Here is a 24,907-nt window from a genome sequence, read left to right on the forward strand (position 1 = left end):
TATAATTGTAAATTAATAAATGATGAAAAAAAAAAATTTTCGGTATTCTTTAATCGGAATACTGATAGGATCTTTTGGTGCTCATGCGCAGGCACCAGGAGGAGTATCAGGAGATTTGAGAATCTGGCTTAAGGCAGATAACGGGTTTACTTCTTCCCAATGGACTGACCAGTCCCCTGCCGGTAACAATTACACGCAAACCAACGCTTCACGACAACCTTTTTTGCAACCTGCCAATGCCAGGTATAATTTTAATCCGGTTGTCAGCTTTGGAACGACAGGTGCAGATGCACGATTTATGGTAGTACCATCGGGTAAGCCATTTACCGCCAACAGGCTCAATGGTAATATTTTTATTATTGTCAATAGAAACTCCGACACTACTTACCGGGACTACCTGGGATTCGGGAATACAGGAACCGGAGCAGGCCTTATGCAAGCCAATTCTCCTGTATTGACAGCAAGTTTTAACGGAAATAAAGCCATGCAGCTTTATCCGTACAATCCACCTAACAGTCCTAATCAGAAACTGGATATCGGAAAAACTTATTTATCAGATGTTTCCTGGGAAATCGGAGTTGCCGGTGGAATGAAACATGGACTCAATTCTTTTGTTACTTCTGCACCAGGGACTTTTGCGGCAGGATATGCATTAACAGCTAACGGTTCCATATTAGGTTCACAACCTGAAGTTACGGATGGGAATATGTCTGAGGTAATTGCATACGAACGGGTACTGACTGATGCTGAACTTCAAAGAGTACGGTCTTATCTTGCTATTAAATATGCTACTTCCATGGATCAGACCACACCATACAGCTATGTGAATTCGCAAGGTACGACCATATGGGATGCGGCATCCAATTCCGGTTATTCTAACAATATTGCAGGAATTGGTCGTGATGATGCAAGTGCCCTGAAACAAGTTCAATCTAAAAGCATCAACAGTACCAACGAAATACTGATCAGTTTAGGTAATTCTGCTTCCCAAGACAATGCAACACATGCTGCGGCTAACTCATTTGATAACGATAGGGAATTTCTCACCTGGGGAACCAATGGTACAGTTGGATTTACCCCTTATACCAACTCAGGATTCCCATCGGTTACGCATCGGTTTTCCAAAGTGTGGAAAGCCCAAACCAGCAATTACAATATAAATGGAAATGATGACGTATATTTCAATGTTCTTAGAGGTTTGATCAACAGTTTTACATTGAGTGAAAAACCACTATATCTGATCATGAGTACAACGAGTGATTTTTCAAGTAACACTCACTTTATACCTATTGGCACCAATACCCATACTGTGGACGGAGAGGAGTATGTTAGCGAACCCTATAGAGTAGCTTCTAAAGCTTTCAACGGATTTACTTCTAATGGCACTTTTTACTTTACCATTGCAGGAACTCCGATAGGTCCCGGAGGAGTGTTGGGGAATTTCTGGAACAGAGCAGATAAAGATGTAACCGCTGCCTCCGGAACAGTAAACCAATGGGTAGACCAGATGTTCGGGATTAAAACCTCACAGGTTGCGGATGTAACTACAAAACCCAATTATGTTCAGGTAAATGATGCCACTACTGCTGCTACTTTTAACTTTAACCCCTATATTGATTTTACCAATACCAATCAGGCGATAGGAAATGAAGGTGTAGCACCTTTTGAAGGTTCTAATTCCGAATTAGAAATGTTTTACGTGATAAAAGATAATGTATGGACTGCCAATAACCGTTTTTTTGGAGTTAATTTTGACTTAAAAAACTCAGCAGCCGGGGCTGCAATCTACGATTGGAATACTCTTACACAGGCTAATTATCTATCGAGAGGAAATACCCCAACCAGTAATAATGCGACCAACACAGTACTTAATCCGGCTTTGAGCACAACGCTTTCCAATATTTCCAATGTAAGTCTTAGTGCGACCAATAGTACCGTACAACATAGATTAAACGGTAGTGGTATTGGAACCAATCTTACAGGGCAGACTGTATACATAGGACAAGGAGGATTTGTATATGGCGCCAATAACCAGTCGAGTATGCCAGGTAACGAGGTAGGGGTTACTGCACAGATTGCAGAACACCTTGCGTTCGGATTTGCTTTAACTGAAACAGAGCGCCGCCAGGTAGAAAGTTATCTTGCCATAAAATATGGAACAACATTGGCGGATTTTACCACGGATACCAACTATCGCAACAGTACCGGAAATCCTGTTTTCACTGCTGACGGAACATACCAATATGACATTTTTGGGGTAGCAAAAGATTTACGTGGTGGATTAGACCAACGGATCTCAAAATCCATCAACAATGATGGCGGACAAGCTACCAACATTATTACTGCATCTACAGATAATAATTTCATCAATCAAAATGATACCCATGCTAATCAGCTGACTGATGGTCAATACCTTATTTTTGCATCTAATAATGGAGCACAGACTTTTACCGGTAAGACTATTACTGCGGCTGACGGTACCCAATTCAACAATTCGCTTGCTCTTCAATGGAAAGCAACCGATACGAATAAAGTAGGATGTATCAATCTCCGTTTCGATGCAACCAACATTCCTGCACTTGCATCAGGAGAAAACTACTACATGCTTATTTCTCAGGATCCGTCATTTACCAATTCTATTTATCAGAAGGTTGTAAGAACAAATAATACCATTGATGTTATCCCCAATTTTGCAGACAACAGTAATTCATATTTTACCCTTGCAAAAGCTAATCTTAATATAACAGGAAGTACTGTAAAAGGAGGTCAGGTAGGTATATCATCAATTCCGGGGTTATTACCATCTGCTTCTGACACTTGGCTGGAACTTAATGCCAAATCTAAAGGAATGGTAATTACAAGAGTTTCGGATGCTAATAACATTCCCGCAGGAAACAGACTTAAGGGTATGATCGTATATGATACCACGAAAAAAGAATTTAAAGTATATAATGGAACAGAATGGAGAACTTTAGGAACCTCTACTTCCACTTCTATTTTCTGTAATTAAAAAAAAACATACAAGATGAAAAATATATTCTTAATCTCAGTATTGCTAATAAGCTCAGGCATTAATGCCCAGGTTGCAATTGGTAAGAAAAGCATCACGAATAATAATACCATATTAGAATTCGGTAATTCCTCTAACAGGGGAATCGTACTTCCTAAAGTAGAAAATGCCACCACAATGAATGCAAGTGAGGGTACTATGGTTTGGGATACCACTACAGGAAGCTTCAGATATTATGGAGGTACCACTCCGGCATGGAATTCACCTGCTGCAGGAGGTACTACAGGAGGTGCTCCTTCGGGTTCGGATGCTAATGGTAAAAAGATGATTATCGGGTCAGACACTTCTGATGCAGACGGAATACTTATTCTAGAAGCAAAACAGGGAGATAAGGCCCTTGTATTGCCATCGATAAGCCAGCCGTCGGAAAGATTCTCTTCTCCGCCAACTGGACTTATGGTCTATGATACGGCAACTAATCAGGTTGCCGTGTTCAATGGCACCAAGTGGACATACTTTTAATGTATTGCGCCTTATAAAGATTAGCAATTAATCGATATTATTTAATCCGGAAGAGTACCTTTTCCGGATTATTCATTTCTATTGTCAAGACCTGAGTATATCCTAATAAATTAAGCTATGGTTATACATGTAAAGAGATTTATTTTTTAAATTTACGGCGATATAAATTGACCATTATGAAAAAAGCAGGATTTCTCTTTCTCTTGATTTCTACATTTACTTTTGCCCAGCATACAGCCCTGGAACAAAAAATAAATTCTATCATCAATGACAAAAAAGCCACTGTAGGAGTTTCTGTACTGGAAATGGAAAATCAATCACTTTACAGCAAAAGCGGAGATAAAAAGCTTCCCATGCAAAGTGTCTTCAAATTTCATATTGCTGCCACTGTTCTCAATTTAGTAGATAAAGGAAAACTGTTGTTAAATCAGAAGATTTTAGTTAAAAAATCAGATCTTCTTGAGGATACATGGTCGCCACTTAGAGAAAAATATCCCAATGGTAATATTGAACTTCCTTTAAGTGAAATTATAGACTTCACCGTTGCGCAGAGTGATAATAATGGGTGCGATATTCTTTTAAGGTTAATTGGCGGAACGGATACAGTTCAAAAATTTATGGATACCAAAGGAATAAAAAATTTCCAGATTCGCTTTAACGAAGATGAAATGCATAAAGACTGGAATGCACAATATCAAAATTACAGTTCAACGAACTCCATCGTACAGGTTTTGAAAAAGTTTTATAAGGGACAGTTACTTTCCAGAAATTCCACAGATTACCTGATGAAGGTAATGCTAGGCACCAAAACAGGAACAAACAAATTGATTGAGCAGCTTCCTAAAAACACACCTGTGGCTCATAAAACAGGCTCTTCAGGTAAAAATAAAGATGGGCTTACCGGTGCTGAAAACGACATGGGAATTGTAACCCTTCCTAATGGAAAACATTATGCCATAGCTGTATTTGTAAGCAATTCTATGGAAACAGAAGCTGTAAACTGTAAAATCATTTCAGATATTTCAAAAGCAGTTTGGGATGATTTTAGTAAGTAAATATTAAAGCTTAATTTTAAGCGAAATAAAAAGCGCTCAATTAGGGCGTGATTAAACCTAATCTTATTTATTACAATGAAAAAAATAGCAATACTTTTCAGCATTTTTTGTTTCAGCTTCTTTTTTTCTCAAAAGAACCAGAACTATTTACAGGTAGGCTACGCAAGCATTTGTTGCGGAACACCTTCCGAAGATCCTGTGATTAATTACATATCAAAGTTTCAAAAAAAGAATAAAACAAAACCTTTTGAAATTTACAAACAAAGCGGCCTGGGCCGGGAGGGGGAATTTAATCTTTATATCGGGATCGATTCCTTAGCAAAAACTAAAAAAAAAGAAGTTCATATCCGGACTTAAGGCTGCTATATCTTCTCAAAATGCAGTAAGAAAAAGCAACAGCGGAAATGTGAACTTTGATGAAACGCAGATCGTCACAAAAGCAGATTTAGCCAATTCAAGAAATTTAACTATCTATAAAAAATAATTTAATTAAAGGAAAAATGATCAAAAACGTTGTAGTTATCGGAGCTGGAACCATGGGAAATGGTATTGCACATACTTTTGCGCAAAGCGGATTTAAAGTAAATCTTGTAGATGTTTCTCAGGATGCTTTAGACAGAGGAGTAAAAACCATTACCACCAACCTCGACAGAATAATTGCAAAAGGCAACCTTACAGAGGAGCAAAAAGCAGAAACTTTAGGAAATATCACCACTTTTACAGAGTTAAAAGAAGCTGTGGGAACCGCTGATTTAATCGTAGAAGCAGCTACTGAAAATCAGGATCTGAAACTGAAAATCTTCGGACAGATGGATGAATTTGCTCCGGAAAACTGTATTCTTGCAACCAACACTTCTTCTATCTCCATTACAAAGATAGCCGCTGCAACTAAGAGAGCTGATAAGGTGATCGGTATGCACTTTATGAATCCTGTTCCAATTATGAAACTGGTTGAAATCATTAAAGGATACTCTACTTCCAAAGAGACTTTTGATATCATCTATGATATGAGTAAAACTTTAGGAAAAGTGCCTGTGGAAGTAAATGATTACCCTGGTTTCGTTGCTAACAGAATTTTAATGCCTATGATCAATGAGTCTATTGAAACATTATATAACGGTGTTGCAGGCGTTGAAGAAATTGATACGGTAATGAAACTTGGAATGGCTCATCCAATGGGACCTCTTCAGCTGGCTGATTTCATTGGTCTTGATGTTTGTCTTGCTATTCTTAATGTGATGTATGACGGATTTAAAAATCCAAAATATGCCCCGAATCCTCTATTGGTAAATATGGTAATGGCAGGAAAACTGGGAGTAAAATCAGGAGAGGGTTTTTATGACTACTCCGAAAGCAAAAAAGCTGAAAAAGTTTCAAAAATGTTCTCGAAATAATTCTAGTGATTATCAGTTGTGAGTTATAAGTTATACATTTGAACAACGGTCTGTTCTGGCTGTTATCATTGATCACAACCCTAATGAAAATTAAAGAAAAAAATATTCAGATATCATTGGTCATCATTATTGTAATGATGACCATTTTACGTTTTTTACTCAATGAGAAAGGCAGGGTAAGCCCGGATTCAATCCGGTATATGAGATTTGCTCATGTATTCCCGACTATTGATAATACGACAACACCTGTAGGATATCCGTTAAGTATTAAGCTTTTTACATATCTGGGGATGGACGAATTCTGGAGCAGTAAAGTAATCGGGATTCTGGCTTTTCTTTTTATTGTGGCCTTTGCCTGGAAAAAAAACTTTTTCTTTAAAGAATCTGTTATCGTCAGTGCTTTATTCAGTTTCGTTTCAATTTACTCTTTTACGATGAGTGAAGCGCTCATCCTTCCATTTGTATTTTTATTCCTGTATACAGCACATTTAATTATTACTGGACAACTGGAAAAAGGAAAAGCTGTATTTTATCTTTCTTTATCATTAATTGCCTTATATAATATCCGCTATAGTTCATTGTTTATTATGGGGGGAACAGGGCTTTTCGGATTATTGGTATGGAAAAAAAAGTATGCCCGTACTTTCATTATTTCAGGTTTCATTGGTTGTGGTTTTGTAGCTTTATACAAGTTTACTTTTTTGGATTATTTTAATGAAAACTACATTAAGCAATCCTTAGAAATGGGTCTCCACCCTACTTCACAGCTGTTGGTTGAATTGTTTCAGGGTCTGGCTACTACTTTTAATCCTTTTATTCATATTGCAGATCCGGGAGGTGGTTTGATTAATAATGTGATTTATGGTATCGGATTTCTGAATATCTGTCTGATGGTATTTCTTTTTATTAAGATCCGGTTATCTGACAGTGATCTGTTCTTTCTTGTTATTGGAATTTCAGGAATCATATGTTCCTTTTTTGTTCAGTATTTTTATCCTGTCAATCCTATAGATTATCGGTTATTAGCTCCATTCAGCTTACCTCTGTGGCTAATGTACTTCAAAAGACTCTTTGATATCTTCAATATAAAAGTGTATGCAATCGGAGCATTAAGTTTGCTGTCAGGAATACTCTTTACCTGGCTTTCAAAAGGCAATTATCTGGAAAACAGAAAAAATATCAGTCAATTTTTAGAGACTGAAAATCTTAAGGATAAACCTATCACATTTTATTTGGAAACGACCGAAGACCTGGAAAAAATACAGGTTGCAGAATTAATAAGCACAGTCAATTCCAATATAAGCCTGACATTCAAGCCTCAAGATACCCTACAGAAAACTACACTTACCCAGTACAAAGTTTTACAAAAAATTAGGATCGACAAGAACAAATATCAATAATTTTATTATCTTTGAGAAAGTTAAAATATTAAAAAAATGAAATTACCAAAGTTTTTATTAGCAGACAATTCGGAATTTCCTGAGGATTTATTCGTGGTTCATACAGAATACCCAAGATTTATCTTGAACGTTGAGGAAGAAGAAGTTGAGTGGCTGGATGATTTGGAAGGAGACGATGAAGAGACCATGGCAGACGAAGCTACTAAAGTGGTAGAAGCAGCGTTCAAATGGTGTGACGAAGAATTAGCTAAATACGACGAAGAAGAGGAAGAATAAGAAAACCCTAAAACATAAAAAAGGAACTCAATTGAGTTCCTTTTATTTTTTATTCTGATTTATTAAATTTCAATAATAAAAGATTGTCCTTATACAATTCCAAAGTTGTTCCTGAAATTACGTATTTGTTTGCTTTTCCCATCATATCCATGAAGTTCTGCTCCACATTCATATTATCACAGGCCATTTTTGTAGAACCCATTTGCCCTGCTGAAAAATTACCTGTAGAAGCATCAAGCTTTACCGTACCAAAATAGTTATTACATCCGGCATTTCCATTGATCTTTTCTCCCTCGATATTCAATGTAGGAACTTTCCCTTTTACATTATCCGCTAAAGTCCATTTTGTATTGACCAATGAAGGCTGAGATTTTCCTACTTTTGAAGCAGATGCGCTTGACATAGTTCCGCACGACGCCAAAATCACGGCTGCACTTATACTTAAAAAAAGATTTTTCATTTTTTTCTTTTTTGATTTAACCAAATTTACGGAAATTATATTATTTAAACGGCTTTGAAAGAATTTTATTATTCTTAGAAGGCTAAAGCCTGTCCGTTATCAATGTATATAACAAAAAAACGGGCTTTAGCCCGTTTCTTTATATTTATGATCTTAATTCTGCGTTGAATTCTTTCTGGAAAGATTTAATCAAAGAATCCATTACTTCGGAAATTTCTTTTTCCTCAAGAGTTTTTGCCTCATTTAATAACTCAAAACTCATCGCATAGGATTTCTTTCCTTCCGGAAGGTTTTTTCCTTCGTATACATCAAACAGATTGATGTTTTTAATGAAAGGAGATTTATTCTTTTTGGCTGTCTGATACAGCTCCTGATATGTTATATTCTTATCGATCAGCAATGCCAGATCTCTTCTGATTTTATTGAATTTAGGAATATCCCTGAATTTCAATTCATTCCCAGATCGTAATTGTTGAGCCAATTCAAGTTCAATTTCGGCATAGAAACAGTCCTGGTCAATATCGAAATCTTTCAATAATTCCGGAGCCACTTTTCCAATTCTTACCAATACTTTTCCATCAGCTTCATAAGCAATTGCATCCGAGAATCTGTTATCGGACAAAGCAACTTCTTTATAATCGATTGCCAATCTTTCCAGCAATACTTTCACATAAGCTTTCAGGTTATAGAAATCCGTTGCTGATTTCGGCTGTAACCAGTTTTCAGCAACCTCTCTTCCTGAAACAAGAATAGCCAGCTGTTTTCTTTCCTCATATTGAGCTCTTTTGTGATAAATCTTTCCAAACTCAAAGAATTTAATATCCTGGTTCTTTCTGTTAATATTATAAATGGAATTTTGAAGAAGCCCTTCCAACAACGATTTTCTCATGAAAGCCAAATCACCACTCAAAGGGTTCAGAAGTTTCACAGCATCCGTTTCATCTTTTACAGAAGTAAGTGAGTTGTTCATTACTTCATTGAAACCTAAACTTTGTAAAGTTCTTGCCCAATTGTTTTCCAATTCATCCTGATCATTAGCGCTTAGCTTTACAGGTGTAAATGATATCTTTTGTGGAGCATCAATCTTATTATATCCGTAGATCCTTAAAATCTCTTCGATAACATCAATTTCCCTCGTCACATCAGCTCTGTAAGCCGGAACAGAAATTTCCAAACCATTCTGAATTTCGTTCAAAACTTTAATTTCAAGAGCTTTTAAAATTTCTTTTACTTTTTCTCTGTGAATTTTAGTTCCAAGAATCTGTTCTATTTTAGAGAACCTGATGATAACATAGCTGTCTTCAATTTTCTTTGGATATTCTTCCAGCAACTCTCCAACCAGTTTTCCTTCTGCAATTTCCTGGATCATTTTGATAGCGTGGGTAATAGCTGTTCTTGTAAGGTTAGGATCCACTCCTCTTTCAAACCTGAATGATGCATCCGTGTTCAATCCATGAAGTTTAGCTCCTTTTCTTACCGCTACCGGATTAAAATAAGCACTTTCCAAAAAGATTGTTTTTGTCTCATTAGAAACTCCGGAATTGGCACCACCAAAAACACCGGCAATACACATCGGTTTATCTTTTCCGTCTTTGATCATGACTTCAGAACCGTTTAAAGTTCTTTCCACACCATCCAAAGTCGTAAATTTTGTTCCTTTTTTTACAGTCCCTACTTTTACTTTTTTATCAGCAATTTTGTCTGCATCAAAAGCATGGAGCGGTTGTCCGAATCCGTGAAGAATATAATTGGTAATATCCACGATATTGTTGATCGGGCTTAAACCGATTGCTTTCAATCTGTTTTTCAACCATGCCGGAGATTCTGCTACTTTTACATCTTCAATAACAGCTCCGATATATCTAGGGCATAATTCAGCATCTTCTACTTCTAAAGTAAAGTTATGAGCACCTTCATTATTTAATGGTTCCGAAGCTACCTTTTCGAACTGGGCTTTTTGCTGATTGGTTGAAAGAAAAGCATAAAGATCCCTTGCTACACCGTAGTGCGACATAGCATCGGTCCTGTTAGGCGTTAAACCAATTTCAATTACCTCATCAGTTGCCAATTCAAAATAATCTGCAAAATTCTTTCCTACTTCATATTGTGCTTCGTCAAGAACCATGATTCCTCCATGATCCTCACTAAGGCCTAGCTCATCTTCTGCGCAGATCATTCCTTGTGAAACTTCACCTCTGATCTTTGCTTCTTTAATTTCAAAAAAGTTTCCGGTCTTATCGTAGATTTTTGTTCCCACCACTGCAACTGGAACAGTTTGTCCGGCTTCCACATTAGGAGCACCACAAACGATGTTAAGCACCTTTCCGTTTCCTACATCTACAGTTGTTTTCTTGAGTTTGTCAGCATTCGGATGTTTTTCGCAGGTTAAGACCTTACCTACTACAATTCCTTCCAGGCTTCCTTTTACACTTTCAAATTTATCTATACCTTCAACTTCAAGACCAATATCTGTAAGGAACTCACCGATTCTTTCAGTTTTCAATTCCGTTTTTATGTAATCTCTCAGCCAGTTATTTGATATTTTCATCTGCTTAAATCTATTTTTTATCGGTTAAATGCCAACCTATAAGGTTTCATTCACTTTATTTTGAAAATTTTTACTTCGAATTTTGCGTTTACAAAGGTCGTGTTTTTTTTAAGAAATAACGAAATTTTTAACTTCCCAACTGAACGCAAAAACAAAAAAAAGAGGTCCTGAAAATTCAAAACCTCTGTTATTTAATTGAGCTTAATCTTATAGTCCGATTACCGGCATTGATAACATTAAGATATTTTCGTTTTCTTCAAGACCGTCAAGAGGTTCAATGATTCCCGGTCTGTTTGGCTGAGACATTTTCATTGTGATATCGTCAGAACCAAGAATAGTCAACATTTCTGTTAAAAACTTAGAGCTAAACCCGATGTTGATATCTTCTCCGTTATAATCACAAGGGATCTGCATATCTGCTTTGTTTGCATATTCCGTATCTTCTGCGTGAAGGTGAAGGATGTTGGCAGATAATTTAAATCTTACCTGATTGGTTGATTTATTAGACATGATCGATGCTCTTTTGATCGCACCTAATAGCAGGTTTCTGTTGATTGTTAATACATTCGGATTTTCTTTTGGAATAACCGCAGTATAGTTAGGATATTTTCCGTCAATCAGTCTACAGATCCAGATATGTTTACCAAAAGTAAATTTAGCCATGTTCTCATTGAAATCGATAGTAACGTCTTCGTTGGAACTTGCCAATATATTTTTGAAAATATTTAAAGGTTTTTTAGGCATGATGAACTCCATAGGTTCTACGTTCATCAGGTCCATTCTTTTGTAAACAACCAGTCTGTGAGAATCTGTAGAAACAAAATTCGTCTCATTTTCCCCGAACTGGAATAGAACTCCTGTCATCACCGGACGAAGAGAATCATTACTTGTTGCAAAAAGAGTATTGGTAAGTGCTTCAGATAAAATACCTGCGGACATAGTCACGCTTTGTGAAGCATCAAATTCAGGAAGCTCCGGATAATCATCCGCATTATCCAATGCTACTGCGAAATTATCCTTTTCATCCAAAATTTCCAGCTGGCTACCCGTTCCCTCAGCATTATCCTTTACAGAAAATGTAAGCGGTTGTTCACCATATGTTTTGATAAAATCTTGAAAAATTTTAGCAGGAACAGCAAATTTACCCGAATCATCAGACTTTACTTCCAAAGAAGTTACAAGAGTTGTTTCGCCATCAGATGCTGTAATGGTAACCTGGGTTTCGTTTAATTCGAAAAGATAGTTTTCTAAGATCGGTCTCGATTGAGAGCTTGATATTACGCCACTTACAGTTTGCAAAGCCTTCTGCAATTCACCACTTGAAATAATAAATTTCATAGATTTAAAAATAAATTTTTACAAATATAATAAATAGAAAATAGATTAAAAAATATAATTCTGAGAGTTATTAACAACGAGTAAAAGATTTTTAAAACTACTTCCGGGATACTTTTTTAATGGATAAACCATCATTAAGGACTAAAGATAGGCATTTTCTTTGATCAATTAATTATATTTGTACATAATCTTTTTTATCATGCGTAAACCTCCTATTCATACAAGTTTCCGGAATGCTTTTCGAGGTCTTTTTTTTAATGATAAAAACAGAAAGAAATTTTCAGATCGAGTGTATTGCTCTGCTGATCAACATTTTCCTTATTTTTTATTTACAGTTATCAAAATTCGATACTGCCCTCGTCCTCATCGTTTGTTTTGGGGTTTTAAGTACGGAAATTCTTAACACTGCCATTGAAAGGATCTGCGATATCATTCAGCCTGAATTTGATAAAAGAATAGGCTTTATTAAAGATATTTCAGCAGGTGCTGTAATTCTTATGGCTATTGTATCATTAATTGTAGGGATTTTGGTTTATCCGAAGTATCTATTCAGCTAGAGAAAGCCGAAATCGTGCTCTGCTTAGAATAATTACTGTTGCTTAAAATTATCTTGCGACATAAATAAAGCCCTTTCTTCCGGATTTAAAAATTGTTTCGATTCTTTTATAATCGTCCACTTCGTACGCATCAGCCAACAGAATTTCATCGTCTGTAATCTCAAAAAGCATCCCTTCTACCTGGTCTTCGACATGACCTGAAAACGTTAAAATAGGATGGTATTTCTGGTTACTTTTTCTCAGAACTTCCGGATCTGTAATCTCAAGCATTTTTAATGTATAACCTATGAGAACATCTTTATCACCTTTGAGCAGCCTTCCAAAGGTTTGGGTCTGTACCTGCTCTTTCTGTAAAGTTCCGTATGAAAATAAATAAGGCATTTATAAATATTTTTCAATGGTTGGAATTGCAATTTCGGCCATCATTCCATAGCCTTTTTCATTAGGATGTACGCCGTCCTGGGAAAGAAGAACTTCTTTATCGTCTACCAATGCAGAATAAAAATCAATATAGGTTAAAGAATGCTTTTCTGTCATGCCTTTCAGAATACTATTGTAAGTAAGGACCTCATCATTGGTTCTCAGCTTTCCGGAAGCAACTTCAATTCCATCTACATCTTTAGAAAAAGGAAGAATGCTCACCAGATATATATCTGTAGTAAATTGTTTTGCAATTCTGATGGCCTCCTCAATATTAGCTGTAAAATCCTCAGGCGCTACCATTTTATTTCCATTTTTAATAGCTAGGTCATTTGCTCCATAGGCAATAAAAACAACATTTCCATCTGCGGAATTCCTTGCAGCCAGCTCATGAGGTATCCTCTTTATCAGACCTTCCGTTGTTTCTCCTCCGATTCCTAAATTATAAACAATCAATTCATTGTGACCTTCATGGAATTTCTGTAATGCATATCTTTTTAAAATATCAACCCATCCACCAAATACTCCGTCATATTCACCATATGTAATACTGTCCCCAAAGAACAGCGCATAAATCATTCTTTTCATTTCTAAGTCTTATAATTTAATCACTAAGATTTTAAAGCGGTAAGAAGTTACCTGACCATAATCTTTATCCCCTTTAATGGATTGTTAATTTCAATCCAAAATTAGCTTAATATTTTGATGTGATTCAATAATTTCTACGAGAATATCAAATAAAGTTTGTCCCTTTTGTGCTATCAGCTCGTTCAGTTTTTCTCTGATCATTTCTATATTAAAAGGTTTTCCCTGCTTTATTTTTCTCTCATAAAACTCGCGGGTGGCCTCGAAACCCAAATCATGTCCGGATTTTCCAGATTTCTTCCAGATCAATTCAATTTCTTCATGCGGTTCAAAAACTCCAAATCCCCCATACAGGATATCATCAAAACCATCCAAAGTTCCGACTTTCCAGTCAGCATTTTTCATCAGTACTTCTGAAACTTCTTCATAGAAGCCCGCCAGATCAAAAAAATGACCGCCATTAATGACGATCATTTTTTTTATTATTGTTATTTGAAGTACTCAACTCCATTTTTAAAGATATTGTGATAGTTCGCTGTTGGAATATTTTTCATGAGACCTTCAGCAAATCGTTCTGGGTGTCCCATTCTTCCATAGATCTTCCCACATGGGCTGGTAATTCCTTCGATTCCGAATAATGAGTTATTCGGGTTGAAAGGCATCCCGTGGGCAATGTTTCCATCAAGATCAATGTACTGGGTAGCAATCTGTCCGTTCTCATATAATTTCCTGATTTCATCTTCTGAAGCCATGAAACGTCCTTCACCGTGGGAAATCGGAATGGTGAAAGTCTGTCCTTTCATTCCTTTTAACCAAGGGCTTTCGTCATTTACTACCTGCACTGTTACCATCTGGGAGATGTGTCTTCTGATGGCGTTGTGAGCTAATGTTGGAGAATTCTCATCCAGATCTTTGATTCTTCCGTAAGGTAAAAGTCCCGATTTCACTAGCGCCTGGAATCCGTTGCAGATTCCGATGATCATTCCGTCTCTGTCTAATAATTCGTGAACTGCATTTTTCATTTTCTCGTTTTTCAGAACGTTTACAATGAATTTTGCAGAACCATCCGGCTCATCACCCGCAGAGAAACCTCCTGAGAATGCAAGGATCTGAGATGTTCTGATCTCTTCCACCCATGCATCAATGCTTTCATCGAGTAACTGGTGATTGATATTGATTAAAGGTAAGCTGCTTACTACAGCGCCTTCTTTCTGGAATGCATTCAGTGTGTCATATTCACAGTTGGTTCCCGGGAATACCGGAGCAAATACTTTCGGCTGTGCGATTCCGTGTTTTTTAATGATGATATTTCTTGGGTTGACCGAGTTATGTTTTGCATCAATTTCAACCGTGATCTTTTCTTTTTCTACAGTCGGGAAAAGATTTTCAAATGTATTAGTATTGGCCGCTACAAGATCTGTAATGTCTGATTCAATACCGTTAATTTTTAAGGTTCCTGAGTCTTTTACTTCTCCGATCAACTGAAGGGAAGCTGCGCTTAATTCTTCTTTCGCCTCGATAACTAAGCTTCCGATATTTTTTGCTAATAATACATTTTCATCAGCATTGATCTCTGCTCCTAATCTGTTTCCGAAACTCATTTTTGCCAAAGCTACGGCAAGACCACCTTCTTTTACTGTTTTTACAGAAACAATTTTCCCGGATTTGATATTTTCGAAAATGAATTCAAAAACTTCTTTTAAAGCATCATAGTTTGGAAGTCCGCTTTCCTGAGCAATGTGATTGAAGAAATACAATTTGTTTCCTGCTGTTTTCAATTCCGGAGAGATGATGTTTTCTTTATCTCCGTTGGCACATGCAAAAGAAATCAGGGTTGGTGGAACGTTAAGGTCCTGGTATGTTCCACTCATCGAATCTTTACCTCCGATTGCTGCCAGACCCAATTTGATCTGAGCATCATAAGCCCCTAAAAGAGAGGCTAAGGGCTTGCCCCATTTTTCAGGGTTTTGTCCCAATTTTTCGAAATATTCCTGGAAGCTCAGTCTGATATTTTTATAATCACCTCCCATGGCAATAATCTTTGCCACACTCTCCACGACAGCGTAAGATGCTCCTAACAGTGAGTTTTGTTTTGAGATCTCAGCATCGAATCCCCAGCTTGCGAGAGAAACGGTTTTGATATCTTTTGCTCCTAAAATAGGTAGTGTCTGCACACTTCCTTCCATCAGGGTTTGCTGGTATTTACCTCCCAAAGGCATAGCTACCGTAGTGGCTCCGATAGAAGAGTCGAACATTTCAAGTAGTCCTTTCTGGGAAGCTACGTTTTTATCTTTTAAGATGTTCAGGAAGTTTTCTGTTTTGAAAGCTTTTGTTTCTTGTTTTACTTCTTCCAGGTGAGTAATTTTCACTTCCTGAGATTTTGAACATCCGTTGGTATCTAAAAATGCTCTTGAAAGATCTACAATTTTGTCCCCTTTCCAGAACATCTGCATTCTTCCGGAATCTGTCACTTTTGCCACTTCTACAGCCACAATGTTTTCAGCTTCACAGAATTTAATGAATTTTTCTTTATCCTGAGGATCTACCACCACAGCCATTCTTTCCTGAGATTCAGAAATAGCCAGTTCGGTTCCGTTTAATCCTTCATATTTTAATGGTAATACATCAAGGTTTACTTCTAAAGAGTCTGCGATCTCACCGATTGCCACAGAAACACCTCCTGCTCCGAAGTCGTTTGATTTTTTGATCAGCTTCGTTACTTCAGGGTTTCTGAATAATCTCTGAATTTTACGTTCTTCTACGGCATTTCCTTTCTGAACCTCTGAACTCATGGTGTGAATAGAGGTTTCGTCCTGTTCTTTTGAACTTCCGCTTGCTCCTCCTACTCCGTCACGACCTGTTGCTCCTCCTAAGATAATGATTGAATCACCATTAGCAGGTTTCTCACGTCTTACCCAGTCTACAGGAACAGCCCCGGTAACGAAACCTACCTCCATTCTTTTGGCTTTGTACCCTTCATCATAGATTTCAGAAACCATTGTCGTGGCAAGCCCGATCTGGTTACCATAAGATGAATATCCGTTGGCAGCCTGTTTCGTAATGGTTTTTTGAGGTAGTTTTCCCGGTAATGTTTTATCAACCGGTTCTAAAACATCGGCAGCACCTGTTAATCTCATGGCCTGAAATACGAAAGATCTTCCGGACAACGGGTCTCTGATCGCTCCTCCTAAACATGTAGATGCTCCTCCGAAAGGTTCAATTTCCGTCGGGTGGTTATGCGTTTCATTTTTGAATAATAAATACCAAGGTTCTTTTTTACCATCGTATTCTGCTTCGATCTGAATGGTACATGCATTAATCTCATCAGAAATAACAAGGTTATCAAGATTCCCTGTTTTATGGAAATACTTTCCGCATACCGTTGCCAGATCCATTAATGAAATCGGCTTCAGTTCACGCCCTAAGAATTTTCTTTTTTCGATATAATCATTGAAAATAGTTTCCAATGTATGTTTGAACTGACCTTCAAACTGAATGTCTGACAATTCTGTTTCAAAAGTTGTATGACGACAGTGGTCACTCCAATAGGTATCTAATACTTTTAATTCTGTTTCCGTAGGATTTCTTTGTTCAGTTTTGAAATATTCCTGAATGAATTTCAGGTCGTCCAATCCTAGTGCAAAACCATGATTATTATAAAAGTTTTCAAGTTCCGCATCATTGAAATTGATGAAGTTTTCGTGGATGATTACTTTTGATGGTGTTTCATCAGCAGGAATATCCAGAATAGATAAATCTTTTTCCTGAGATTCCACTTTATTGATTAGAAGATCTTTGATCTTAACCAAATCGGCTTCAGAAACTCCTTCAAATTCAATCAGTTTTCCACTTCTTACTTTTGATTTTTCATTTTCTGTCAGTAAGGCGATACACTGCTGTGCAGAATCTGCTCTCTGATCATACTGTCCCGGTAAAAATTCCATTCCGAAATGAATAGCTTTTGCAGGGTTCTCTGTATGCAAAATATCAGTAACAGGGTCTACAAAAGTGTTATTGACCACTTTTTCAAATTCTCCGTCATTCAGGTTGAAAATATCATACACGTTGTATACTTTCACGCTTTGAACAGCCGGAACAACCGCTTTTACCTCATCAAAAATTTTTGGACTTTCAACATCAAAAATTCCTCTTTTTTCTACGAAAATTCTTTTGTTATTAGACATTAGATGTCAGATTTTATTTAATATTAGATTTATTTTTTTAATTTTCTGAGTTCAGAGCGTCAACACTAAATTGTTATCTTTTGTGCCATCAATATTGGACGCACTTTTGGGAGTTATTATCCACCAATTATTATTGAGTACAAATTTAAAGGAATATGTCTTATCTTTTTCAAATTTAGACACCGGAATTTTCAATTCATAATGATTATTTCCTTTTTTTGTCATTTGATAGTCCTTATTATTTGGATTCCAATCGTTGAACGAGCCTGCAACTGAAATAGTATTGATCAATCCAGAATCTGCTTTCTTTGGATGATCATAAGTAAAAACGACATTATTTCCCTTAATGGCATACCCGTAAATTTCTTTTTTATTTGCTGAGGGTGAAGTAAAATCCTCCATCATTTTTGAAACGCAATCCTGAAGGATAAAACCTCCTCCGGGTACACTTACGTTTACAATCACACAGATTCCTATATTCAATTCAGGATATACAGTAAACCAAGTCTGCGTACCATAAGCTCCTCCGTGTTTAAATCCTACTTTTCCAAATTCACTCACATAGTAATCATCCCAAAGGTAGCCATGCCAGTTTTCTTTGCTATCTTCGATATTCTTATGGGTTTCACGAACAACACTATCCGTTGAATACAATTCATCTTTCAGGAATTTCATCAAATCGCTAAGAGTTGATTTTGTTTTTGCTCCTGTAGAACCCCATAAATTAGATGCGAAATGCGGCATCAACAGATGGTTTTCTCCATATCCGTTAACTAAGGTTTCATTTTTATTCAAGGTAAACTTGGTATGCTTCATCCCTAATTTTGAAAAAATATTCTGATTGTAAAGGGCCTCTACATCTGTTCCATAAACATTTTCCAACATAATACCTGCTAATTCAAGACTCAGGTTGCTGTAGTTATATTTTATTCCGGGAATGGTATCTAATTTTACCTTTTCCAAATCTTTATAGAACTGATCTTTTGTATATCCAGCCTCACGTTCCTTCATTAGGAAAGGAGTTCTTTCGGTCATGTTAGCACGTAAATCATCTTCATTAGGCAACTCCCTTGGCAATGCTGTGGTATAGGAAAGAAGATTTTTCACCTTTATTGGAGTAGCATTATATTCCAGGTTGGGATAATCCTTCTTCAGATATTTCCGGATGTCATCATCAAGGTTTATTTTCCCTTCCAAGACCGCTTTTGCAAGCAATTGCCCCGTAAAAAGCTTTGTTACCGAAGCAATCTCAAAATACGTATTGTCATCCGCCTTATTTCCTTTTCCTTTGTCTATTTCTCCAAAATGGGTAGTGTATATTTTTCCATCCTTTACAATTCCAAGGGAAACAGAATAAGCTCCTGTTTTTTCCGCAATATTTTCAGCATTTGTATTCATTATTGAATAAATTGTCTTCTCGCTTTGTGCATAGTTTTTTACAAATCCAAAAGCCAATATCAATAGTATTATATGTTTTCTCATCTGCTGAGTAAAGTCTGTTATTTGTTTATGAATTTATTAGGATTATCAGGATGTTCTTCCTGATATTTCTGAGCTTTTCCGATTTCTCTCTTAAGCCACTTTTCAAAAGGAACTTTTTCATTATCATAGTCCAGTGCAAAAATTTCCTGGCCCTCTGCTGAGACTAAAAATTTGAAATCAAATGTTAATCCCACATCTATTTTCCTGTAATCATATGTATTTACCTGATAAAAAGGAAAGTTTTCTTTTGGTCTTTCAACGATTTCAAAAAAAAGTTTTTTTTCCTCTTTGGATAATTTATTATACCAGTTGACATAATAGATTTCCGAAAGTTTTGTATTTTGTTTTCGAAAAATTGAAGAATACGTTTCTCCTTCTCATTATATTTGAATGGATTTGGATAAAATTTCCCATTAACTTCTACGGAATTCGTTTGTGCCGCAACAGGTTGGATCACTTCTCCTTTAAAATTCATCACTCCCCATGTTCCTCCTACCATTGCTTTGTGCTCATCATTGGTTTTTTCCCAATCACATCCATCACAATAGGCAGCATATCCGTAATTAAATGGTGAAACAAAATCGTGTTTGGCTTCAATTACCGTTGTACCGTTTCTGTCTACAAAACCTACCTTTCCATTTTTAACAAACCGTCTTACTCCTTCAGAAAAATAGTCAGCGCCATTATCGTACAGGAAAGGTCTGTAAAGGAAATTCCCTTTTTTATCATAGACATATCCCCAGGCGTTTTTTTCTTTTATCTCATCCTTTTTAGACCCGTCGAAATAAATGGTTTCTTCTTTTACAGGATCGCCGTCTTTTAGAAATGAAAAGACTTTGAACTGTGCAGGAACAATAATTTTTCCGGTATGATCTTTTACCCCTACCAAAGAATCTTTTGATTTAAAGTAGGTTAAAACATCTTTTCCCTGTGAAAAGGAAAGAGTGGGTATCAAAAGGAAAAATAGTATTCTGTTCATACCTGCAAAGAAATAAAAAATGCAGCCGAAAAGACTGCATATGGTATTATACTTTAAGATCAGCCTCCAGTCCAATCATGTCTTTGTTCTGCTCCAGTATCGGCTGAACTTCATTTTTAATGAATTCCTCCGTTTGAATAGGTGCAAAGCCAATGAAATTTTTAGGATCCAGAACTTCTTTTAATTTTGATTTATCGAGCTTTAAAGAATCATCATTTAGAATCCTTTCAATCAGATCGTTTTCTTTTCCTTCTTCTTTTACTTTTTTAGAAGCTTCCATAGAGTGAACCCTGATGACCTCGTGGATTTCCTGACGGTCCCCTCCTGCTTTTACTTCTTCCATGATAATATATTCTGTTGCCATGAAAGGAAGTTCTTCCATTATGTGCTTATTGATTCTGTTCGGATAAACTACAATTCCGTTCATAATGTTATTCCAGATCAACAAGATTGCATCCACAGCTAAAAACGCCTGAGGAATTGTTAATCTCTTGTTGGCTGAGTCATCCAATGTTCTTTCAAACCATTGTGTAGAAGCTACCATGGCAGAACTTGTCGTCAGAGACATTACATATTTTGCCAATGCCCCGATTCTTTCGCTTCTCATCGGATTACGTTTGTAAGCCATAGCTGATGAACCGATCTGGTTTTTCTCGAATGGCTCTTCAATTTCCTTAAGGTTCTGAAGTAAACGTAAATCGTTTGTGAATTTATGTGCAGATTGTGCAATATTTCCTAATAAAGCCACCACTTTCGCATCAATTTTTCTATCGTAAGTCTGTCCGGAAACTCCAAAAACCTTATCAAAACCGAATCTTTTTGAAAGTTCTTTATCTAAATGCTTTACTTTAGAATAATCTCCGTTGAAAAGTTCAAGGAAACTTGCAGCAGTTCCTGTAGTTCCTTTTACTCCTCTGAAACGAAGGGTTTCAAGGAAGAAATCTAATTCTTCAATATCAAGAACCAAACTCTGCAACCAAAGAGTAGCTCTTTTTCCAACTGTTGTCAACTGAGCCGGCTGGAAGTGAGTGAACCCTAAAGTCGGAAGGTCTTTGTACTGAATTGCAAAATCTGCCAGGTTTTTCATTACGTTAACCAACTTTTTCTTTAAGATTAAAAGTCCGTCACGAATCTGAATTAAGTCTGTATTGTCTCCTACAAAAGCTGAAGTTGCTCCCAGGTGAATAATTCCTTTTGCTGAAGGTGCTACATCACCATATGCGTGAACGTGAGCCATTACATCATGACGGAATTTTTTTTTCGTACTCTGCTGCTTTGTCATAATCGATGTTTTCAGCATTAGCTTTTAAGTCAGCGATCTGCTCGTCTGTAATTTCAAGTCCAAGGTCTTTTTCGATTTCAGCAAGAGCTATCCAAAGCTTTCTCCAATTCTGGAATTTGTTATTATGCGAGAAGTTAAATAACATTTCTTCACTGGAGTAGCGTTCTTCCAATGGATTTTTGTAGGAATTCATTCTTTCTTATTACTTTTAGATGCACAAAAATACGGATTTTCAGTGAGAGAGAAAAATTGTTACGGAGGTTTTAGATTTTGATTAAAAACTATGGGTAATTTTAAAGAACACTAATTATTTCTATTGATTACTTTCAAAAATAAATCAGAGTGATCATTGAAAATTTCAAGACAATGCTAGCCCCGATTGCAGAGGAAATCCTTTTTTGAAAAAAAAAGATTGAAACGAAAAGCGGGAAAAAGCTCCAAATAAAAACCAATATATAACTTTTTTCCATAATGGTAAACATTTCTGGCATCAAAATAAAAAGCCACTCTTTCGAATGGCCTTCCTGATTTATTGGTAAATAACAACATCATCTTTCTTGATCTGATAACCTTTTTTCTTATAAGGAACCAGGACATAGCTTTCTTTTATATGTTTTCCACTTTTCCAGATGTTTCCTTTCCCTTCTCTTTCCAGAATAATACTTTTGGCATTCCCATCCGGAATAAAGATTTCCGCCTGTTTCATATTTTTGCTAAAAATAACGGCAGTCATTGTGGTATAGCTTTTATCCGAGCCGACTTCTTTTAATTTGATTTTTTGTTCGAAAACCCGTACACAATCATTCTTGATCTGTGAGTAAGTATAACCCGCAGAGCCTTTACAACCATGGACATCTCTGTCCCCTCCTAAAACCGGAGCTTTCTGTTGTGCAAAAGTGAAAGAACCCAGGAACATCGCGCTTAGTAAAATTGTTTTTTTCATATTTAATTTTTTAATGTTTTCAGATTGGTAAAAAGTATGCCAAAAATAGGGTATTAGTTAATTTAATTCTAAGATACAAAAAAAGCCATTCAAAATGAATGGCTTAAAATTATTTGCTCCAATTAATTTTAGAGTGTTTTACATCCTCTGAATTGGTTCCGATCATAATATCAAACTCTCCCGGTTCCCAGTCAAATTTTAAATCCCCATTATAGAATTTTAAGCTTTCCGGTGTTATATCAAAAGTAATTTTTTTAGATTCTCCTTTTTTAAGGAAAACCTTCTGGAATCCTTTTAATTCTTTTACTGGTCTTGTAATGCTTCCTACCATATCGCGGATGTACAATTGTACGACTTCTGCTCCGTCATAATTCCCTGAATTGGTTATCGTAACAGAGGCCTGAACGGTTTGGTTTCCTTTCGGATTAGGATCAGATACTGTAATATCAGAGTAGTTGAATTGGGTATAGCTCAAACCAAAACCGAACGGATAAAGAGGCGTATTACACTCATCCATATAATTGGAACGGAATCTCTGATACTCACATTTATCAACAAGATCCTGACTTAACGGACGTCCTGTATTTTTAGCATTATAATAAATAGGCACCTGTCCAAGACTTCTTGGGAATGTCATCGGTAATTTTCCGGAAGGATTCACTTTTCCAAATAATACATCAGAAATAGCATTTCCTGCTTCAGAACCAGAAAACCAGACGTTCAGAATGGCATCAGGAACATCTTTTACATTTGTAAGGGCTAATGGCCTACCCGTGAAAAGCACCATTGCAATAGGTTTTCCTGTTTTCTTCAGCTCATTTAATAGATCAACCTGAGACTGTGGAATGGTGATTTCCGTTCTCGAAGAAGATTCACCACTCATTTCTGCCGATTCCCCGATGGCTAAAACAATGACATCCGCTTTATTGGCAACATCCACAGCTTCTTTTAAAAGCACCTCTTTTGAACGGTTATCTCTATCTGTTTTCTTTCCATGAGCTGCATAGATCTCTTCTAATTTAGCACTGTAATCAATGTTAGCTCCTTTTGCTGAAATAAATTTTACTTCTTTTCCAAAATTGTCCTGAAGACCTTTCATCAAAGCAACAGATTGATCATGCTTTGCTGCGACGCTCCAGGTTCCTGCCATATTCAAAGAATTGTTTACCAAAGGACCAATGACTGCTACGGTCCCCGTTTTTTTCAATGGAAGAACCTGATTGTCATTTTTCATTAAAACCATTGATTGAGCAGCGGCATTTCGGGCAATCGTACGGTTTTCGAGGTTATAAACCTCTTTTGCTGCTAATTTAGCATTGCCATAACGATAGGGATCATCAAACAATCCTAAATCATATTTAGCTTCAAGAATCCTTTTAGCTGCCATATCAATTTCAGCCTGCGTAACTTTTCCTTCTGACAAGGATTTTTTAAGGGTTGTCAAAAAACCTTCTCCTACCATATCCATATCAACCCCGGCCTTTAAAGCTAAAGCCGAAACCTGCTGAAGGTCTCCCATTCCATGATCTACCATTTCATTAATTCCGGTATAATCCGTTACCACAAAGCCTTTGAAATTCCATTTATTTCTCAGAACCTCTGTCTGAAGCCATCTGTTTCCGGTTGCAGGAACTCCGTCCACTTCATTAAATGATGCCATTACTGATGCAACTCCGGCATCCACAGCAGCTTTATAAGGAGGGAAATATTCATTGAACATTCTCACATGACTCATATCTACGGTATTATAGTCTCTCCCTGATTCACCGGCTCCATATAATGCGAAATGTTTTACACACGCTAAAATGGTATTGCCTACAGAAAGGTCTTTTCCCTGATAGCCATATACCATATTTTTGGCTATTTCACTGCCTAAAAAAGGATCTTCTCCCGAACCTTCAGAGACTCTCCCCCATCTTGGTTCGCGCGAAATATCCACCATTGGGGAAAATGTCCAGTTAATTCCATCAGAAGATGCTTCTTTTGCGGCAACTCTCGCAGATTGCTGAATAATGTTCATATCCCATGAAGCTGCCAAGCCCAGAGGAATAGGAAAAGTTGTTTCATAACCATGAATAACATCCATCCCAAAGATCAACGGAATCTTCAATCGACTCTTTTCTACCGCAACTTTCTGAACTGCTTTTATTTTGTCCGCTCCTTTTATATTGAATAATCCACCGACCAAACCTTGTTCTACTTTTTTACCTATGTCGGAACTTTGAGCCAATCCTGTGGTAAAATCTCCCGAACTTGGTAAATTCAACTGTCCTATTTTTTCATCTAAGGTCATTTTTGACAAAAGCTGATCTACAAAGGCTTTTTTCTTTGCCTGATATTGGGCCGTCTGGTAGGACTGAACAGGTCTTGTAACCATTTCCTGAGCCGAAAACAATGGCGAAAGTGCTAACGCAGCTATTAAAACTAACTTTTTACTCATTTTATCTTCATTTTTTAATAGTAATTGTGAAC

Annotated in this window: 20 protein-coding genes and 1 pseudogene; 8 read left to right on the forward strand and 13 right to left on the reverse strand. The window is 36.7% G+C overall.

Annotated elements, in window-relative coordinates; translation table 11 throughout:
• Positions 1-22 precede the first annotated feature (22 nt).
• From ACJ5H0_RS05380 to ACJ5H0_RS05410, 7 genes are all read left to right on the forward strand, one after another.
• Complete coding sequence (locus ACJ5H0_RS05380) at positions 23-3,010, forward strand: hypothetical protein (protein WP_411247884.1); 2,988 nt, start codon at positions 23-25, stop codon at positions 3,008-3,010.
• A 15-nt stretch (positions 3,011-3,025) separates the two neighbouring features.
• The gene (locus ACJ5H0_RS05385; protein WP_306612719.1) at positions 3,026-3,532 is read left to right on the forward strand and encodes a hypothetical protein; all 507 of its coding nucleotides are present in this window, start codon (positions 3,026-3,028) and stop codon (positions 3,530-3,532) included.
• 176 nt (positions 3,533-3,708) lie between these two features.
• On the forward strand, positions 3,709-4,587 hold the full coding sequence (gene bla-A / locus ACJ5H0_RS05390; protein ID WP_411247887.1) for a CGA/CIA family class A beta-lactamase: 879 nt from the start codon (positions 3,709-3,711) through the stop codon (positions 4,585-4,587).
• Between the two features lie 75 nt (positions 4,588-4,662).
• Positions 4,663-4,944, forward strand: coding sequence for a hypothetical protein (locus ACJ5H0_RS05395; protein WP_411247890.1), 282 nt, complete (start codon positions 4,663-4,665; stop codon positions 4,942-4,944).
• Between the two features lie 146 nt (positions 4,945-5,090).
• On the forward strand, positions 5,091-5,981 hold the full coding sequence (locus ACJ5H0_RS05400; protein WP_306612912.1) for a 3-hydroxybutyryl-CoA dehydrogenase: 891 nt from the start codon (positions 5,091-5,093) through the stop codon (positions 5,979-5,981).
• A gap of 83 nt (positions 5,982-6,064) precedes the next feature.
• On the forward strand, positions 6,065-7,381 hold the full coding sequence (locus ACJ5H0_RS05405; protein ID WP_273648352.1) for a hypothetical protein: 1,317 nt from the start codon (positions 6,065-6,067) through the stop codon (positions 7,379-7,381).
• A gap of 36 nt (positions 7,382-7,417) precedes the next feature.
• Positions 7,418-7,657 (forward strand): hypothetical protein, encoded by a 240-nt coding sequence (locus ACJ5H0_RS05410; RefSeq protein WP_007845674.1) that lies wholly within the window; start codon positions 7,418-7,420, stop codon positions 7,655-7,657.
• 49 nt (positions 7,658-7,706) lie between these two features.
• On the opposite strand, the gene ACJ5H0_RS05415 is transcribed toward ACJ5H0_RS05410, so the two are convergent.
• The 3 genes from ACJ5H0_RS05415 to dnaN form a co-directional block, all read right to left on the reverse strand.
• Positions 7,707-8,117 (reverse strand): META domain-containing protein, encoded by a 411-nt coding sequence (locus tag ACJ5H0_RS05415; protein WP_172278924.1) that lies wholly within the window; start codon positions 8,115-8,117, stop codon positions 7,707-7,709.
• Between the two features lie 145 nt (positions 8,118-8,262).
• The gene (gene pheT / locus ACJ5H0_RS05420; RefSeq protein ID WP_172278926.1) at positions 8,263-10,665 is read right to left on the reverse strand and encodes a phenylalanine--tRNA ligase subunit beta; all 2,403 of its coding nucleotides are present in this window, start codon (positions 10,663-10,665) and stop codon (positions 8,263-8,265) included.
• A 207-nt stretch (positions 10,666-10,872) separates the two neighbouring features.
• Positions 10,873-12,003: a DNA polymerase III subunit beta gene (gene dnaN, locus ACJ5H0_RS05425; protein WP_172278928.1), complete on the reverse strand. Its 1,131-nt coding sequence runs from the start codon at positions 12,001-12,003 to the stop codon at positions 10,873-10,875.
• 257 nt (positions 12,004-12,260) lie between these two features.
• On the opposite strand from dnaN, the gene ACJ5H0_RS05430 reads away from it, so the two are divergent.
• On the forward strand, positions 12,261-12,560 hold the full coding sequence (locus ACJ5H0_RS05430; RefSeq protein ID WP_411247894.1) for a diacylglycerol kinase family protein: 300 nt from the start codon (positions 12,261-12,263) through the stop codon (positions 12,558-12,560).
• Positions 12,561-12,608: 48 nt separating this feature from the next.
• Here ACJ5H0_RS05430 and ACJ5H0_RS05435 read toward each other — a convergent pair whose 3' ends face one another.
• The 10 genes and pseudogenes from ACJ5H0_RS05435 to bglX all read right to left on the reverse strand — a co-directional run bounded on the left by ACJ5H0_RS05435 (position 12,609) and on the right by bglX (position 24,875).
• On the reverse strand, positions 12,609-12,941 hold the full coding sequence (locus ACJ5H0_RS05435; RefSeq protein WP_172278932.1) for a gamma-glutamylcyclotransferase family protein: 333 nt from the start codon (positions 12,939-12,941) through the stop codon (positions 12,609-12,611).
• Positions 12,942-13,568: an SGNH/GDSL hydrolase family protein gene (locus ACJ5H0_RS05440; protein ID WP_411247896.1), complete on the reverse strand. Its 627-nt coding sequence runs from the start codon at positions 13,566-13,568 to the stop codon at positions 12,942-12,944.
• Positions 13,569-13,658: 90 nt separating this feature from the next.
• Positions 13,659-14,039: a barstar family protein gene (locus ACJ5H0_RS05445; protein ID WP_411247898.1), complete on the reverse strand. Its 381-nt coding sequence runs from the start codon at positions 14,037-14,039 to the stop codon at positions 13,659-13,661.
• Positions 14,040-14,053: 14 nt separating this feature from the next.
• Positions 14,054-17,749, reverse strand: coding sequence for a phosphoribosylformylglycinamidine synthase (locus tag ACJ5H0_RS05450; protein ID WP_411247900.1), 3,696 nt, complete (start codon positions 17,747-17,749; stop codon positions 14,054-14,056).
• A 51-nt stretch (positions 17,750-17,800) separates the two neighbouring features.
• Complete coding sequence (locus ACJ5H0_RS05455; protein ID WP_411247902.1) at positions 17,801-19,231, reverse strand: serine hydrolase; 1,431 nt, start codon at positions 19,229-19,231, stop codon at positions 17,801-17,803.
• A gap of 17 nt (positions 19,232-19,248) precedes the next feature.
• Positions 19,249-19,425 carry a hypothetical protein gene (locus ACJ5H0_RS05460; RefSeq protein ID WP_411247904.1) on the reverse strand — a complete coding sequence of 59 codons (177 nt, stop codon included), beginning with the start codon at positions 19,423-19,425 and terminating at the stop codon, positions 19,249-19,251.
• Between the two features lie 26 nt (positions 19,426-19,451).
• Complete coding sequence (locus ACJ5H0_RS05465; protein ID WP_411247906.1) at positions 19,452-20,210, reverse strand: WG repeat-containing protein; 759 nt, start codon at positions 20,208-20,210, stop codon at positions 19,452-19,454.
• A 46-nt stretch (positions 20,211-20,256) separates the two neighbouring features.
• Positions 20,257-21,685: pseudogene (purB, locus tag ACJ5H0_RS05470) on the reverse strand (adenylosuccinate lyase).
• 336 nt (positions 21,686-22,021) lie between these two features.
• Positions 22,022-22,435 carry a hypothetical protein gene (locus tag ACJ5H0_RS05475; RefSeq protein WP_172278943.1) on the reverse strand — a complete coding sequence of 138 codons (414 nt, stop codon included), beginning with the start codon at positions 22,433-22,435 and terminating at the stop codon, positions 22,022-22,024.
• Between the two features lie 109 nt (positions 22,436-22,544).
• A complete protein-coding gene (bglX, locus tag ACJ5H0_RS05480) occupies positions 22,545-24,875 on the reverse strand; it encodes a beta-glucosidase BglX (protein WP_411247908.1) in 2,331 nt (776 codons plus the stop codon).
• Positions 24,876-24,907 lie beyond the last annotated feature (32 nt).

This window comes from Chryseobacterium proteolyticum, assembly GCF_046591535.1.
GTDB lineage: Bacteria > Bacteroidota > Bacteroidia > Flavobacteriales > Weeksellaceae > Chryseobacterium > Chryseobacterium proteolyticum.